The 14,803-nt window shown below is 48.0% G+C and carries 10 protein-coding genes; 8 read left to right on the top strand and 2 right to left on the bottom strand.

Going from position 1 to position 14,803, the window contains the following annotated elements; genetic code table 11:
- Window positions 1-40 precede the first annotated feature (40 nt).
- From HHL17_RS22540 to HHL17_RS22525, 4 genes are all read left to right on the top strand, one after another.
- Window positions 41-2,428: an outer membrane beta-barrel family protein gene (locus HHL17_RS22540; RefSeq protein WP_169227041.1), complete on the top strand. Its 2,388-nt coding sequence runs from the start codon at window positions 41-43 to the stop codon at window positions 2,426-2,428.
- Window positions 2,400-3,074 (top strand): glycosyltransferase, encoded by a 675-nt coding sequence (locus HHL17_RS22535; protein WP_169227040.1) that lies wholly within the window; start codon window positions 2,400-2,402, stop codon window positions 3,072-3,074. The genes HHL17_RS22540 and HHL17_RS22535 overlap by 29 nt, the downstream gene beginning before the upstream one ends.
- Window positions 3,075-3,307: 233 nt before the next feature.
- Entirely contained in the window at window positions 3,308-5,473 is a 2,166-nt protein-coding gene (locus HHL17_RS22530; RefSeq protein ID WP_169227039.1) for a DNA/RNA non-specific endonuclease, read from the top strand.
- Window positions 5,474-5,624: 151 nt separating this feature from the next.
- Complete coding sequence (locus HHL17_RS22525) at window positions 5,625-7,157, top strand: alpha-N-arabinofuranosidase (protein ID WP_169227038.1); 1,533 nt, start codon at window positions 5,625-5,627, stop codon at window positions 7,155-7,157.
- 127 nt (window positions 7,158-7,284) lie between these two features.
- Here HHL17_RS22525 and HHL17_RS22520 read toward each other — a convergent pair whose 3' ends face one another.
- Both HHL17_RS22520 and HHL17_RS22515 read right to left on the bottom strand, forming a co-directional pair.
- Window positions 7,285-7,779 carry a TlpA family protein disulfide reductase gene (locus HHL17_RS22520; RefSeq protein ID WP_169227037.1) on the bottom strand — a complete coding sequence of 165 codons (495 nt, stop codon included), beginning with the start codon at window positions 7,777-7,779 and terminating at the stop codon, window positions 7,285-7,287.
- A complete protein-coding gene (locus HHL17_RS22515) occupies window positions 7,757-8,182 on the bottom strand; it encodes a DUF4369 domain-containing protein (protein WP_169227036.1) in 426 nt (141 codons plus the stop codon). Before HHL17_RS22515 ends, HHL17_RS22520 begins: the two co-directional genes overlap by 23 nt.
- A gap of 625 nt (window positions 8,183-8,807) precedes the next feature.
- Between HHL17_RS22515 and HHL17_RS22510 the strand changes: the two genes are divergently transcribed.
- The 4 genes from HHL17_RS22510 (at window position 8,808) to HHL17_RS22495 (ending at window position 14,790) form a co-directional block, all read left to right on the top strand.
- Window positions 8,808-11,351: a hypothetical protein gene (locus tag HHL17_RS22510; protein ID WP_169227035.1), complete on the top strand. Its 2,544-nt coding sequence runs from the start codon at window positions 8,808-8,810 to the stop codon at window positions 11,349-11,351.
- A 65-nt stretch (window positions 11,352-11,416) separates the two neighbouring features.
- A complete protein-coding gene (locus tag HHL17_RS22505) occupies window positions 11,417-12,634 on the top strand; it encodes a glycoside hydrolase family 27 protein (RefSeq protein ID WP_206156128.1) in 1,218 nt (405 codons plus the stop codon).
- A 93-nt stretch (window positions 12,635-12,727) separates the two neighbouring features.
- The gene (locus HHL17_RS22500) at window positions 12,728-13,606 is read left to right on the top strand and encodes an aldo/keto reductase (RefSeq protein ID WP_169227034.1); all 879 of its coding nucleotides are present in this window, start codon (window positions 12,728-12,730) and stop codon (window positions 13,604-13,606) included.
- Between the two features lie 11 nt (window positions 13,607-13,617).
- A complete protein-coding gene (locus HHL17_RS22495) occupies window positions 13,618-14,790 on the top strand; it encodes an enolase C-terminal domain-like protein (RefSeq protein WP_169227033.1) in 1,173 nt (390 codons plus the stop codon).
- The last annotated feature ends 13 nt before the right edge of the window (window positions 14,791-14,803 follow it).

The following is a 14,803-nucleotide window of genomic DNA, read 5'->3' as shown; positions in this document are numbered from 1 at the left end:
GTAGTGAACAATAGACCATGCTCAGTTACTATTTCCTGATATGCAAAGAATAATATTCGTTTACATCATTGTTACCACGTTGTTCCTGTCTGATTCCTTATGCGCACAAACCACGCAGGGGCGCATTGTTACGAGTGACAATAAGCCGCTTGAGTATGTTACCGTAAAACTATTCAGGGATTCCACGATGTTGCAGCATACTTTGTCTGACAAGGAAGGGATGTTTACATTCAAGGACTTGCCGGCAAAAACTGCCTACCTGCTGAAATGCAGCTTTACCGGGTACGAGGACGTGGATACGGTGTTTGTGGCGGGGAGCTCAACCGCGCTGCTTATCAGCATGAAACAAAAAGTAAGCGAGTTGAAAGAGGTGGTGATAAACACCAAAAAACCATTGATAGAACGTAAGGTGGACCGGCTGGTCTTCAACGTGCAAAATAGTATGGCATCCATCAGCGGCGATGCGCTGGATGTATTGAAAGTGACGCCGCTGGTCATGGCAGAGAATGGCAATCTCGGCATTATCGGTAAAGGAAGTGTGGCAGTCATGGTCAATGATAAAATGCTGCGTATAGGAGGAGACGACCTGGCTGCCTATCTCCGGAGTATTCCGTCCAATGCCATAGAGAGTATTGAGGTGATCACCATGCCGCCTTCCAAATATAGCGCGGAAGGTAATTCCGGTATACTGAACATCAAACTGAAAAAGGTCATCAATGACTATTGGAGCGCTTCCATACGCTCCGTATACACGCAGGCCACTTATCCAACGGAGAACCTGGGTATTGGCTTTAACTATCAGAAGAGAAAACTGTCACTCTCCTCCAATGCCAGTATGACCGAAGGTTCCGGGGCTTTTACAGAGCGGCCGCGCATACTGTATGCTACACAGAACTGGGAGAGCGAAAGTAAAAGGAGAAGCTATACAAAACTATATAACGCAAGGCTACAGGCCGATTATAAAATATCGGAGAAGCTGACCGTCGGCGCGCAGGCGTTTTATAATAACAGCCGGCCCCATACTGTTGACAACACTTCCACCAGCATTGAACAAAAAACGACAAAATACATCGACTCTTTACTCATCGGAAATGGTTCCCAGCATTCGGAAACGGATAATGTATCATTGAACCTTAATGGAACGTATTCCCTGGGAAAAGATGACCAGCGTATCGTGGTGGACCTTGACTATTACAAGAGCGGCTTTGATAATTCCAGGGATTTCAATTCAGATACCTATGGCCCGGATAGACAGCCTATGGCCGGCAGGGAATGGTTTTCCCGGAATATCGGCAACAATGCGTTCAGCAATCTTTCCCTGAACGTAGATGTAGAACATAAGATCCAACAGTTTGATGTCAACTATGGCGTCAACTATTCCGGCTCGCGGAACACGAATGAATTGTCTGCTACAGCAGTAGCTGCTAAAACGGATACGCTGTTCGACTATAAGGACAAGTTTAAGTTCACGGAGAATACAGGCGCTTTGTTCCTGACAGTCGGCCGGGCATTGGGCAGCAAATTTGAACTGCAGGGCGGCCTGCGGCTTGAAAATACCCATACAGAAGGCATCTCCAACACACTGGAAAGCACCTACAAAAACAATTATCTGAAGCTCTTTCCGACTTTTTACTCCTCCTATAAGATCAATGACCATCACGTCCTCTCCCTCGCTTATGGGCGGAGAATAGACCGGCCGGCCTATATGAGCCTGAATCCCTTTGAGAGATATATTACACGGTATTATTATTCTGTGGGAAACCCTTACCTGTTACCCTCTTTCTCACATAATATTGAACTGAACTATTCCAATAACGACAACCTGAATTTGCAGGCATATACCAACTTCGGTGACGATCAGGTAGCACAAATGGCTATCCCCCATGAAAATTCGAAAGTGGTGGTAGACACTACGCAGAATTTCTATAATATGTTCACCGTGGGATTAACGGCTATTTATACCTTCCGGAAGGTAAGCTGGCTGGAAACTAATTTCATTCTTACTGGTTACTACAGAAGTATAAGACAGCGGGATACGGCTATCGTACCTAATTATGAGGTATATGTCGGTTATTTCAGCATGGACAATAATTTTAAGATCAGTAAAAAGATCAGCGCACAGTTAGCGTTTTTCTGTTATTCACCACAGATCAACGGGATATTTCACCGGACGCCCAGGTATAATGTGAACATTGCCTTCAGGTATAAAATAAACAACCAGTGGGAAGCGGGTATACAGGCCAGCGATATACTGAAGACCACTCAGGGTAAACTAAATGCTGTGGTAAATGGTGTAACACAATACTACGATAACTATTATGACACCAGGAACCTGAGGGTGACCATATCTTACCGGTTTGGCAGTTCGAAGGTTAATCCCAACCAAAGGAACTTCTCCAATGAGAAGGAGAAGCAGCGGGCATACTGATCAACAAACAATTTCCACGATGGTAGCGCCTATTATTCATCAGCTGATATTGAATGACATTCCCACCTCCATGATCTGGATGTGTGTGTCTTCCTGGGAGAAGATGAAGCGGTTTGGATTTGAGATCAAGCGATGGAATTACACGGCTATTAGGGATTTTATCCAGGCAAACTATCCGCAGGCACTCGGACCTTTTTTACAGGCGAGGAACCTGGCGGAGGCTTCGGATATTGCCCGGTACCTCATCGTTTATCATTATTCGGGGTATTACATCGACTGGGACATCGAGCTGGTATCTTCAGCAGATTATTACGCGCAGATAAGTGACCTGCCAGCAGGCTACCTTTTAATAGATCCGTCTAATGGTACTTATGCCTCTGAATGTTTTGCGGCGGTGAAAGGGGAGCCTTACCTGAAAAACCTGGTGGACGATATCGTGGAGGCGTTCCATACGCCGCCATTGCCGCGTACGCCGCAGTACTCCGGCCCGTTCAGGATGCGGGAAACCATGAAAAAAAGCCATACAGGCCAGCAGATAGTGGCCGTAAAGGATATGTTTGAATTTGATTATTCGGAAATCAGGAACCCGTATCAACGGGCTGTCACCAAACCGCTGATCCATTATTGGCTGCATACCTGGCTGTAGCAGCTACCGGCAGTTTACAAAACACCAATAGTTCAATCGTTCAGGGTAACATAAAATTAATTTGGAGACAGTGCAGGTAAACTGTACTTTTAGATACCGCCCCAATGTAGTCAGATATCGCCAATTATTCCACCGGTAGTTCAAATGATGTTATTGTTATTGATCAGATGTGACCATACTTAACTGTAAGGAGTCGGTTAATTTCTATACCAAACCAAACCCCTGTAACGATTATGCAAGTATCCCTCGATCAGATGGTCGAATCGGAGAACCGATACGCGACCCTGAATCAAACTCCAACCAGAGAAACGCCCACTGGTACGGCCGAAGAGGCCCTGCCGGCAGATGTGCCAGCCAGTGTGGCGACAGGCAACATCCTGGGTGCAGATGAAAACATGCAGCGAAGAAAACAGATGCTGGAAACCATCAACCAGGAGCCGGTAGATTTCGCCTTTGAGCGGGCCATCGGTAAAAATGATTCGGTCTACAGTAATTTCGTGGAATTGATCGGCATTGCCAAACAGCGGGTAGGGCGGATTGCCATTAAAGAAGGCAGTAAAAACATCGGCTACGCCACCGGCTTCATGGTGTCTTACAACCTGCTGCTGACCAACTGGCATGTTTTTAAAACAAAAGATGACGTGGCCGATAGTGAAGTCCAGTTTTTTTATGAGCTGGATATCCACGGTACGCCGGGGAGCGCCGTATCTTTTGCGCTGGACGTCAACCGGTTTTACTATGCCTCCAAGGAGCTGGATTACTGTTTTGTGGCCGTGGCGCCGGTAGATATCACCGGGAAGCGTAGCATCAATGACATAGGTTTTCTTTTCCTGGACCCGTCTCTTGGAAAACTGGGCAATGAAGACGAGGAAGCGCTTAACATCATCCATCATCCTGATGGCGATTACAAACAGTTGTCGATCCGGGAAAATCTCTTTATAAAAATTGCGCCTACTTCTATCTGGTATAAAACAGATACCGCGCCTGGCAGCAGTGGCAGCCCGGTTTTCAACGACCAGTGGCAGGTAGTGGCCCTGCATCATATGGGAGTGGGACAGAAAAATGAGGCGGGCGACTATATTGATAAAGAGGGGAAAGTGATCCCCATGGTCAATGGTTCCATTGATGCCTCGCGTGTGGTATGGATAGCCAATGAAGGCATCCGGATCAGCGTGATATTAAAGGACATAGCCCTTAATTTCCCACAGGAGCCGCTGGTAAAAGATTTGTCGGCCCCCAAAACGACAACACTGACAGCCCTGGTAAAACAGCCGGAGCAGGAAAATACAACGCCTTCACTCACCCCTAAAACCCCCGATATGGAAACAAACAACTCTTCCGCTAATGTCAATATTTCATTTCCGGCGTCGCTGATAGAACGCAATGGCATGATTAACATCAATATCAGCCAGGGAGCAGGATTGCCGCCGGCTACAGCGTCTGCGCCAGCAGCCCTGACGGCAGCGGAGGCGGACTTTGAAGAAGTGAAAAAACTGGAGCAGGACACTGATTTCTCCGCCTGCAAAGGTTACCTGTCCACTTTTTTGGGCAATGGGCTTAACATCGCTATGCCACAGCCCCAGGGAGCCATGAAGAAATTTGCGGCTAAACTGGATGGTACCGACAGTATCGTACTGAAATATTACAACTACAGCACCATCCTGCATTCGGTAAGAAGGATGCCGATGATCAGCGCCATCAATGTGGACGGTGATCCGGCTAAAAGGCTCGATAACAGTAAGCGGAAAGACGTATGGCTGCGTGATAACAGGTTAAGCTTCGACCTGCAGCTGGACGATACTTACTATAAAAACAGCGGTTTCGACAAAGGGCATATGAGCCGCCGGGAAGATGCCGACTGGGGAGCCACCGCAGATGATGCCAAACGCAACGCTGATCTGACCTGTATGTATACCAATGCCTGTCCGCAGGTGCCCACTATCAACCAGAGCAGCCGGAAAGGCCTCTGGGGTATCCTGGAAAAAGTAGTGCTGGAAAAAGGTGCGGAAGTAGAGGAGGGGAAAACTGCCCGCATCTCCGTATTTAATGGCCCTGTTTTTAGAGACGATGACCGGGTGTTCAGAGGGGTGCAGGTGCCGGTAGACTTTTTTAAGATCGTACTCTGGCTCACGGACGACGGAGAGCTGAAAGCGACCGCCTTTAAATTATCCCAGAAGACATTGGTAGATGATATCAACTGGGAACAACTTGATTTGGACCAGAATGTGGAGTTTAAAGAGTACATGTACAGCATTGAAGCGCTTCAAAAGGAGACCGGTATTGATTTTTCGGCCATTATCCCCTTTGATACCTTTGAAGGAGATGCCAGTGAAATTACCTCCACCGAAATGTTGGCCACCCATATTAAAAGACACAATGTAAGCACACAGAAAGTATAAATTTATAGATGTTGCCGATCGCCCGCCAGGTCTTAGCTGATACTGGCGGGTTTTTTATGCCTGTTATAGCGGTGAAAAAAAAACAATTGTAAAATTGACAAATATTTTATTTCTTTGAATCAGTTTAAACGAATCGTTATAATTCCACGTTATGCCAAACAAGTTTAGTCGCCGCTTTATTAGTATGCTGAGCCTGGTGGCCTCTCTGGGGGCAGTACAGGCGCAGAATAAAGTCACCTTTCATCCCGATGCGCCAACACAAACTATCAATCGCAATATTTACGGACATTTTGCCGAACATTTAGGAAACTGTATCTATGGCGGATTTTATGTGGGGGACACTTCCCACATCCCTCATATCAATGGGGTCAGGAAAGATATCATCGCTGCTTTAAAAACCCTGAAAATCCCCAATTTGCGCTGGCCGGGAGGTTGTTTTGCAGATACCTATCACTGGAAAGATGGTATCGGGCCTAAGGATAAGCGGCCCACGATTGTGAATACATGGTGGGGCGGCGTCACAGAGAACAACAGCTTCGGTACGCATGATTTTCTGAACATGTGTGAGGAGCTGGGCGCAGAGCCTTATCTGGCGGGTAATGTAGGCAGCGGCACCGTGCAGGAGCTGGCCGACTGGGTGCAGTATGTGAATTTTCCCGGTAAGAGCCCTATGTCTGACCTGCGGCAGCAAAACGGCCGGCAACAACCCTGGAAAGTCCACTACTGGGGCGTAGGCAATGAAGCCTGGGGTTGCGGCGGAAACATGAGGCCTGAATATTACGCGGACATCTACCGGAAATACGCCACCTTCATGAGCGGCAACACTTTTAAGATCGCTTCAGGCGCCAATTCCTCCGACTATAACTGGACGGAAGTGTTGATGAAAAACATCCCGCTGCACATGCTGGATGGCCTGGCGTTACATCATTATTCCATTATCGACTGGGGTAAAAAAGGCGATGCTGTTGATTTTACGGAAGAACAGTATTTCCAGACTATGCGCAGCACCTGTTTCATGGATACGTTGGTACGTCGCCATTCCGCCATCATGGATAAATACGACCCGAAGAAAAAAGTAGCCCTGGTAGTAGACGAGTGGGGTGGATGGTATAACGTGCAGGCAGGTACGAATCCCGGCTTCCTCTTTCAGCAAAATACCATGCGCGACGCCATGATCGCCGGCGTTACCCTGAACATCTTCAACAATCATTCCGACAGGGTGCGGATGGCCAATCTCGCTCAAACGGTAAACGTATTGCAGGCGGTTGTTTTAACCAAAGGAGAGCAGCTGGTACTGACGCCCACCTACCACGTCATGGAGATGTACAATGTGCACCAGGATGCCACGCTGGTCCCGGTGGAAGTGCAAAGTAACAGCTATACCTATAAAAACGAACGCCTGCCGGCTGTTACCGCTTCTGCCTCCAAAGACAAGTCGGGCGTTACGCATATCTCGCTGGTGAACATCGATCCTGCCAAAGCGCAGGAGATAACCGTGCAAACAGGAACTGCCTGGCATTCAGTGACCGGCCGTATCCTCTCGTCTGCCAAACTGCAGGATTACAACAGCTTTACACAACCGGATAAGATTAAGCCGGTAGCGTTTAAAGAGGCGGTGCTGAAGAATAATACGCTAACGGTGAAGCTGCCACCATGCGCTGTCGTGGTGCTGGAGCTTAAATAGATTTTTTTTAAGACCCGATCATAACTTTGTACCGGACAGCTACCGAGGAAATCAGTGGTTGTCCGGTCATTTAATTTCACGTGATGTCTGTATCCCTGAAAACGATTACACTGCACGTCGGCTATCTTTACGGGAATAGCTTTGCCAGCTTATGCTCTAAGTTTTCCAGGCGATTCTCGTCGCCTTTGGAGTTATAGATGATTTCCTCTTGCTGGTCGATCAATAGATAGGTAGGAACGCTTTCAATATCAAATGCCCGGCGGATATTGCTGTCGGCCCACTTTTTGGTCCGCTCGGAAACGTTGATCCAGCTGAGTTTTTCTTTCGTAATATACTGCTGCCATTTTTTTACATCGTCATCCATATTAAACGCAACCACTTTCATCCCTTTGTGTTTGTATTTGTCATACATGCTTTTAATAACCGGAAGGTCTTCATGACAGGGAATACACCAGGTCGCTGAAAAAATAATGAGATATGGTGTGCCTTTCAGGCTTTCGTTGGTAAATATTTCACCAGTATTTGTTGGTACCTTGAACAAGGGCACTGTGCGTCCTTTTTGAGTAGCGGTTCGCGCCTGTATTCTTTGAGATAGCTGTTCACGTAGTTCTACGCCGCTCATGGAGACTGTCTATCTGCTTTAAAATGATGTTGGACTGGTTAGAAGAGGTTGCTGACGAAATAAAGGAAAGTTTGTTATTATAGAACACCGGGTTGGGTTGTACGGATAAGATATTGACGCCGGCGTCCAGTGCAAAGTGAAGCCTGTGGGCGCGGGTGTCGATGGTGTTGGAAAGAACGGCCTGTTCACTTGGCCTGGCAAGTGTTCCGGCAAACCGGACGATATTATTTTTAACTACAGCTGAATCAATTTTTTTATAGTTGTGTAAGGAGTAATTGTCTTCGATGGTCAGAAAAAGCTTCGTTCCCTCAAAAGCTGCGGGGACTGAGGCTTTTAGGGTGTAATTGTTTTGAGCGGATAGAGGAAATGAATAGACTAATAAAATGATGAGGAAATATTTCATTCAATATAAGTTTTGAAACTAATAGGACTCCGGTACGCCTGCCAGCGTACCGGAGATTGTTTATTCACTGGCTATACCAGTGACCTCATTAGGCAGTTTTCACGCAATCGTCGTGCAGTACACTGGATGTGCCGTTGCTGTAAAAACAATGTAAAGCTTTTTTTAATCGTTTTTCCTTTAAATATCAGAGGGCAAAGATTACATAGGTAGTTGTCAATATAGAATATGTTCTTGATAATTAGAAAGTGTGGAATAGCTATGGGGCCGTATTCCTTTGGTTATTGATCAGTTTTTTTGTTTTATCTGCTTCCCGTCTTCCTGCATAATTTTTATCCATAAATTTCCGGAAGTGGACATGTCGAATATACAATGCGCTGTCTTATGAAGTAGTCAGGAATATTTTACGTTATGAATAACATGAGCACCACGAAATACTTTACAAAGTAGCAATGAAGTACGCTGAAGGTCTCCGAATTAAGTTATGACAATAGATACCGGTATGCTGTCAATGGCTGCCGGTTTTTATTTTAAATGCAAATAAACCATCGATGTTTGATAACTTATTCGTTGTTATGCTGCTGATGATACCGGTAATTAGAGGTTTGTATTACTTAAACTTTTTTTCATGAATGTTGGCGGCTTTAGGCGAATTATCACGCTGTTGTCATTACTCTGCTATACCACCGGTCTTTGTGCGCAGGTTACCACGTTGCAAACAAAGTATGCCGTTATGACGATCGATAATAGAGGATTTATATCTTCCGTCAGGAATAAAAAGAATGGCCGGGAATATCATCCGAAGGGACTTACATCGGCGCTGATGAGTCTTTATACCGGTAAACAATATCTGCTGCCGGAACAGGCGGTATATACGCCGCAACAGCATGAAATGCTCCTGCGATATCCCAATGGGTCTGAAGCGAGGATAAGGATAGATCAGCAGCCGGAGTACCTGAAGCTGAAGTTGCTGTCCCTTACTAAAAGAACAGGAATCGATAACATCGTCTGGGGACCGTATAAAACAACCATCTCCACATTGATCGGAGATGTGATCGGTGTGGTGAGGAACAAGGAGTTTGCTTTTGGTCTGTTGGGACTGGATGATAATACCACCGGAGGGCCTCCTACGGAAGGAGACCTCTCTTTTATGTATTATTTCATCCATTCTCCTGATCCGGTGAAATACCCGCTGCCGGCCCATCTCAAAGAAGGGCAGACGTTCAGTATCGGTGGTGATGGTGTGAGCGATGTTGCTTTCTATTCTCAGCCGGAAGAATATTTCCGGATGAATTATGGCAATGGCGCAAAGCTGGAACCCGCCTATGGCGCCACTATCTGCATGCATGCAAGAGACAGAAGAAAAGAGCAGATGATCCGTTTCCCGGACTACCCGGAAGGAATAGAAGGGAAGGCCAATTCCGCCCGGTACCAGTTGGTGACGCCCGTGGAGGCAGATTATATCGGTTCGTCTGTAGCGCTCTATGCCTGCCCGGATTCTCTGGGACTGAACACGATTGAAAAAATAGTATTGGCAGAAGGACTGCCACATCCAACCATAGACGGCAAATGGATCAAAGACCCTGTTGCCTATCGCCCGGATATTGCGTGGCACGGCCCGCACGATAGCCTGGCAGCCTATTCCGGACAGCTGAATATAAAAGGCGTTCAGGATGAAGGATGGGGCGAATACTATCCCAATCCGGCCAACCGCTGGAAAAAACGAAAGATCAGTTTCTCCGGGCAGGAGGAGATGAGTATTCCCGCTTTCGGTGCGCTGATGCAGCAACAAGGCATCCGTTACGGACTACACACGCTTTGCGAGTTCCTGCAACCCAATGATAACAACGATGTAGCACCGGTGCCGAGTGACAGTCTCGCTATTATGCAACGTACCGTCATTACTAAAGACCTGTCCCCTGAAGATACGATCATCACCGTGGCGGACACCGCATACTTCCATGAATTCGGCGGATGGGAGGGTAACCATACCAATGTACTGAAAATAGGGAAGGAGCTGATTGAATATGACGGCATCACCCGCATACCACCGTATACATTCCTTAAAGTAAAAAGAGGCTTTCACCATACTACGCGCGGAAGTTATAAAGCAGGTACCACTATCGTAAAGCTGCAGCCTAACTGCTACCGTGGCTTTGCACCAGATATGCACCTGCAGGACATATATGCGGATTATTATGGTAAATGGCTGACAGAAGGGGGCATGGACTATATCGATTTCGACGGACTGGAAAGCTGTATGTACCAGGGACATGGGCAATACTCTTTCAAACGCTTCTTCCGCGGGCTTTTTGATAGCTACCACCGCAATGGCGGCAAATACCTCCGGGTAATGGGCAGCGCAGTGCAGGAAGGCAGCTGGCATTATATGAGCGTTTGTAATGTGGGAGGGGGCGATCATATGTTCAGCCCGGTGAAAAATAAATGGGGCATCGAAGGAAAGGATATGCGCTACGTATTCGAAAGCAGCTATTTCCCAGCCACCTTTGGTATTCAAAACTACCAGGCCGACTGGAGCCTTTATGACGCCGAAAACCTCGAAGCAAAATCTATCGGCTGGAATGCCACGTACATGCTGGGTTTGAGCCAGCAGACAGTAGAAGCCAGCGGAGAAAAAGCAGCGATATTCAAGGCGTTCCATACCTGGGAAGAAGCGCGCACTGCCAATAAATTCACCCCTGCTTTAAAGGAAAGACTGAAAAACCTCGACTATAAATTTCACCTGGAGAAAACCGGCGCCAACGCTTTCCTGCTGTATCCCATAAAGGAAAACAGGTTTACAGCACAAACAATCGCAGGCACTGCCTTACCATTGCAGAATGAATTTAAGGAACAGTCACTGGAGCTTTCCCTTAAGGTGACTGGTCCCAAAGGCGCGGTCGTGCAGGGTTTGAAGATCCAGCTGGCCGGTAATACGGTGCTGACGATTGATAAGGCCCTCAACGTGGGACAGCATGTTATCTACCAAAATGGAAAACTCTGGGTGGCAGATAACGGTCGTAAGCTGCTTGAACAGATTACCGCAAACAGTAATTTACGGATCGCAAAAGGGCAGAGCGATATCATCATTGCAGCATTACAACCGGTGCAGGACGATAAAGTAAGGTTTGAGCTGGTGGTTCCGGTTACAGGAGCGCCCACGAGATTCTGATAATCGCTGAAAATCCCCTGTTTTTTGTAGATATTTACCGGAAACAGACCCTTATTCGGAGAACAATGAGAACAATTATTTTTCTGCTGGCGGCAATCGTCGGCTGCCTGCCGGTAGGCGCGCAAACCCGTTACACTGCCTGGGATTCACTGGCGATGACACCTCCCATGGGATGGAACAGCTGGAACTTTTTTGAAGCCAGGGTGAGCGAACAGGTGATCATCGATATGGCCGATGCGATGGCCTCCAACGGCATGAAAGACGCCGGCTACCGTTACCTGGTGATAGATGATCACTGGGTGGCAGGCCGTGATAAACACAATAACCTTTTTCCTGATCCGGTACGGTTTCCGCATGGCATGAAATACCTGGCCGACTATGTACACGCAAAAGGATTGAAGCTCGGCATTTATTCGGATGCTGCTATGCTGACCTGTGGCGGTGTTACAGGCAGTTACAATTTTGAGGAACAGGATGCCCGTACGTTCGCGGCATGGGGCATTGACTTCCTGAAGTATGATTACTGCAATGCGCCGGAAGATGTGGCTACTGCGTTCAGTCGTTATGCCCGCATGGGCGATGCCCTGAAAAAATGCGGCCGTCCTATTGTATATTCTATCTGTGAATGGGGGCAACGGAAACCCTGGCTCTGGGCAAAAGCGGCTGGCGGTCACCTGTGGCGTACCACCTGGGACAGCCGTGACGTATGGGAATCGCATGATAGCAATCTCACCGGGATCATGGAGATATTTCATCAACAGGAATACCTGGCCTCCTATGCCGGCCCAGGCGGCTGGAATGATCCGGACCTGCTCATGGTAGGCCTTTACGGGAAAGGGGCGTCGTCTTCTGTGGACGGCCGTTTTAAAGGGTGCACCGCTGCGGAATACCGTACCCATTTCGCCCTGTGGTCTATGCTGGCGGCGCCGCTGATGGTGAATATGGACCTGAAGCATATCACGCCGGACGTATTGCAACTGATCACCAACAAAGAGCTGATTGCCATCAACCAGGATGCACTGGGCAAACAGGCTACCACCGTTTTAAAGCGGAACGATCTGCAGGTGTTGCTGAAACCTCTGGAGAACAAGGCTTTCGCCGTTTGTGTGTTCAACCGTTCTTCCAATGGGCAGGCCTTTGAGATAGACCTGAAAAAAGACCTCGACCTGTGGCAGCCTTTCAATATCTCAGAAGTATGGAGCGGTAAGCCTGTAAAGGCATTGAAAGGACAGTTAGGCGCACACGACTGCGTTGTTTATCTCCTGAAAGCCGGGCAAAAATAACATTGGTTAAAGTCAATTTAATTGTTGTAACACCATTGTAGGGCAACTACCTTTAAATCATCGTTTTTAGTTTTTTGATTAGATTTCTTCCTGATGAATGCCAAAAGTATAGTGTTAGGGACAGCGGGTCTTGGAGGGGTGTGGGGTAAAATTAACCCCACGGAGTCTGTCCGCACTATACTGATGGCGCTGGAAAATGGTATAACGGCCATTGACACCGCACCTGCCTACGGTGATGCGGAGCAGATAGTGGGGTATGCGCTGAGACTGTGGAAAGGGCCACGGCCGGTTATCAGCACCAAAGCGGGCAGGCTACGGTCATATGCCGCAGACGAGGCCCGTTACGATTATTCTGCTGCTGGCATTATGAACAGCGTATACAACTCCCTGAAATCAATGGACGTTCCCGCGGTGGACATATTATTTCTGCATGATCCGGAAGCGGTAGCAGAACAGGAAGCAGATCGTGTGGTGGCTGTCATGCAACACCTGAAACAACAGGGGCTGGTGAAGAAGATCGGTCTGGGAGGAAATATACCGCTGTGGTTTGAGGACTATATTAAAACCGGGACCTTTGATGTGATCATGGAGTTCAATAGGCTGAATGCCTGTAGTGTGGCGGCTCTCGAGGACCGGTTACCTTTCTGTAACGCACGGGGAATGACCTATTACGCGGCCAGTCCGCTTCATATGGGACTGCTGGGAAAGAATTTTCATACCTGGCAGCAGCGTCCGCCGCCATGGTTAAACGCAGACAGTATTGCTACCGCCCAACGTTTACAGGTGATAGCGGAGCAACATCATCTTACATTGTCCGCATTGGCTCACCGTTTCCTGTTGACCATTCCGCATCGCTTCAGCATAGTAGCAGGTGCGTCGCGTGTAACAGAGCTGGAAGACAGCCTGTCGGCCTTTCGTGAAGGGCCGCTTCCCGAAGCCGTATACCGGCAAATACTGGATTGTAACAAGTAAACTGATACGCATTGTATACGATCAATCATCAAATCTTCAACATCACCAGCGTACAACTGAGAGAGCTGGAACCTGCCATGGCGGTGACGCCCATTCAGGATGCTACCATGGGCCCTTTTCCGGCGTTCGGCCTCGCGCTGATCACACTGGAAGATGAAAACGGCTTTATCGGCGAAGCGCCCGTTTACAGCAGCTATATCAATATTCTCGAAAATTGCCTGCTGCCTATTTTATTACACAGTCGCAACGTTCCCTACCACACCCTGTATCAGCACCTGTACTGGTCCATCCGGAATGAAGGGTTTCGTGGTCCTGCTTCGGCGTTGGTAGGACATATAGACCTGGCCCTGCACGACCTGGCGGCGCGCCGGGAAGGGGTGCCGTTGCATCGTTACCTGCATGCCAACAGAGACACCGTAAAAATGTACGGCAGCGGTGGCGGGACTAATTACACCTTACAGGAGCTGGAGAAAGAAGTCAGCCTTTTTATGGAAGCCGGGGTAGACTGTTATAAGATGAAAGTTGGAAAGGCATTTGGTACCATGATGGAGGAAGATGCCAGCCGTGTAAAGTTTGTGCGCGGCCTCATAGGAAAAGACGTGCGCCTGGCGGTAGACGCCAACCAGATATGGAGTTGTGAAGACGCCCTGCGTTTTGCTGATATGATTGCCGCTGAAAATGTGGACTGGTTTGAAGAGCCCATTCATTCTGCCGCGTTTGAACAGATAGGTAAGTTATGCCGGAGCACACCACTCAAAATTTCTTTCGGTGAATCCGAACGTACGTCCCGTTTATTTCCTACATTGGCGAGCCTGGGCGTAAAACATCTTCAGCCGGTGCCCACGCATCTGGGAGGAGTGAACGAATGGAAGGAGGTCAGGGACCTGGCGGCAAAGAGCGGTATTGACTTTTCTTCCGGTGGCTATTCGTTGTTTACCGCCTCGCTGATGGCTACTGCGGATGCAGCGTGCGAAGTAGAATACCTGTACGCCATTATGTATGGATTGGAACGTTATTTCAGCGTCTGCCCGGAGTGGAAGCAGGGTCATTTTATTTTACCGGATATCGCCGGTATGCCGGTAAGGGTGGACTGGGAGTACTGTAAGCGTGCGAACAAAATAATAAAGCAGTATCATTGGACTGCGCAGAATGTCAGAAAATATTCACCTATTGTTTCACTATGATCTTTAACTGTTG

This window comes from Chitinophaga fulva, from assembly GCF_012927205.1.
Taxonomy (GTDB): domain Bacteria; phylum Bacteroidota; class Bacteroidia; order Chitinophagales; family Chitinophagaceae; genus Chitinophaga; species Chitinophaga fulva.
Note: the sequence above shows the minus strand (reverse complement) of the source record. Positions and strands in the feature narration are given on the sequence as shown.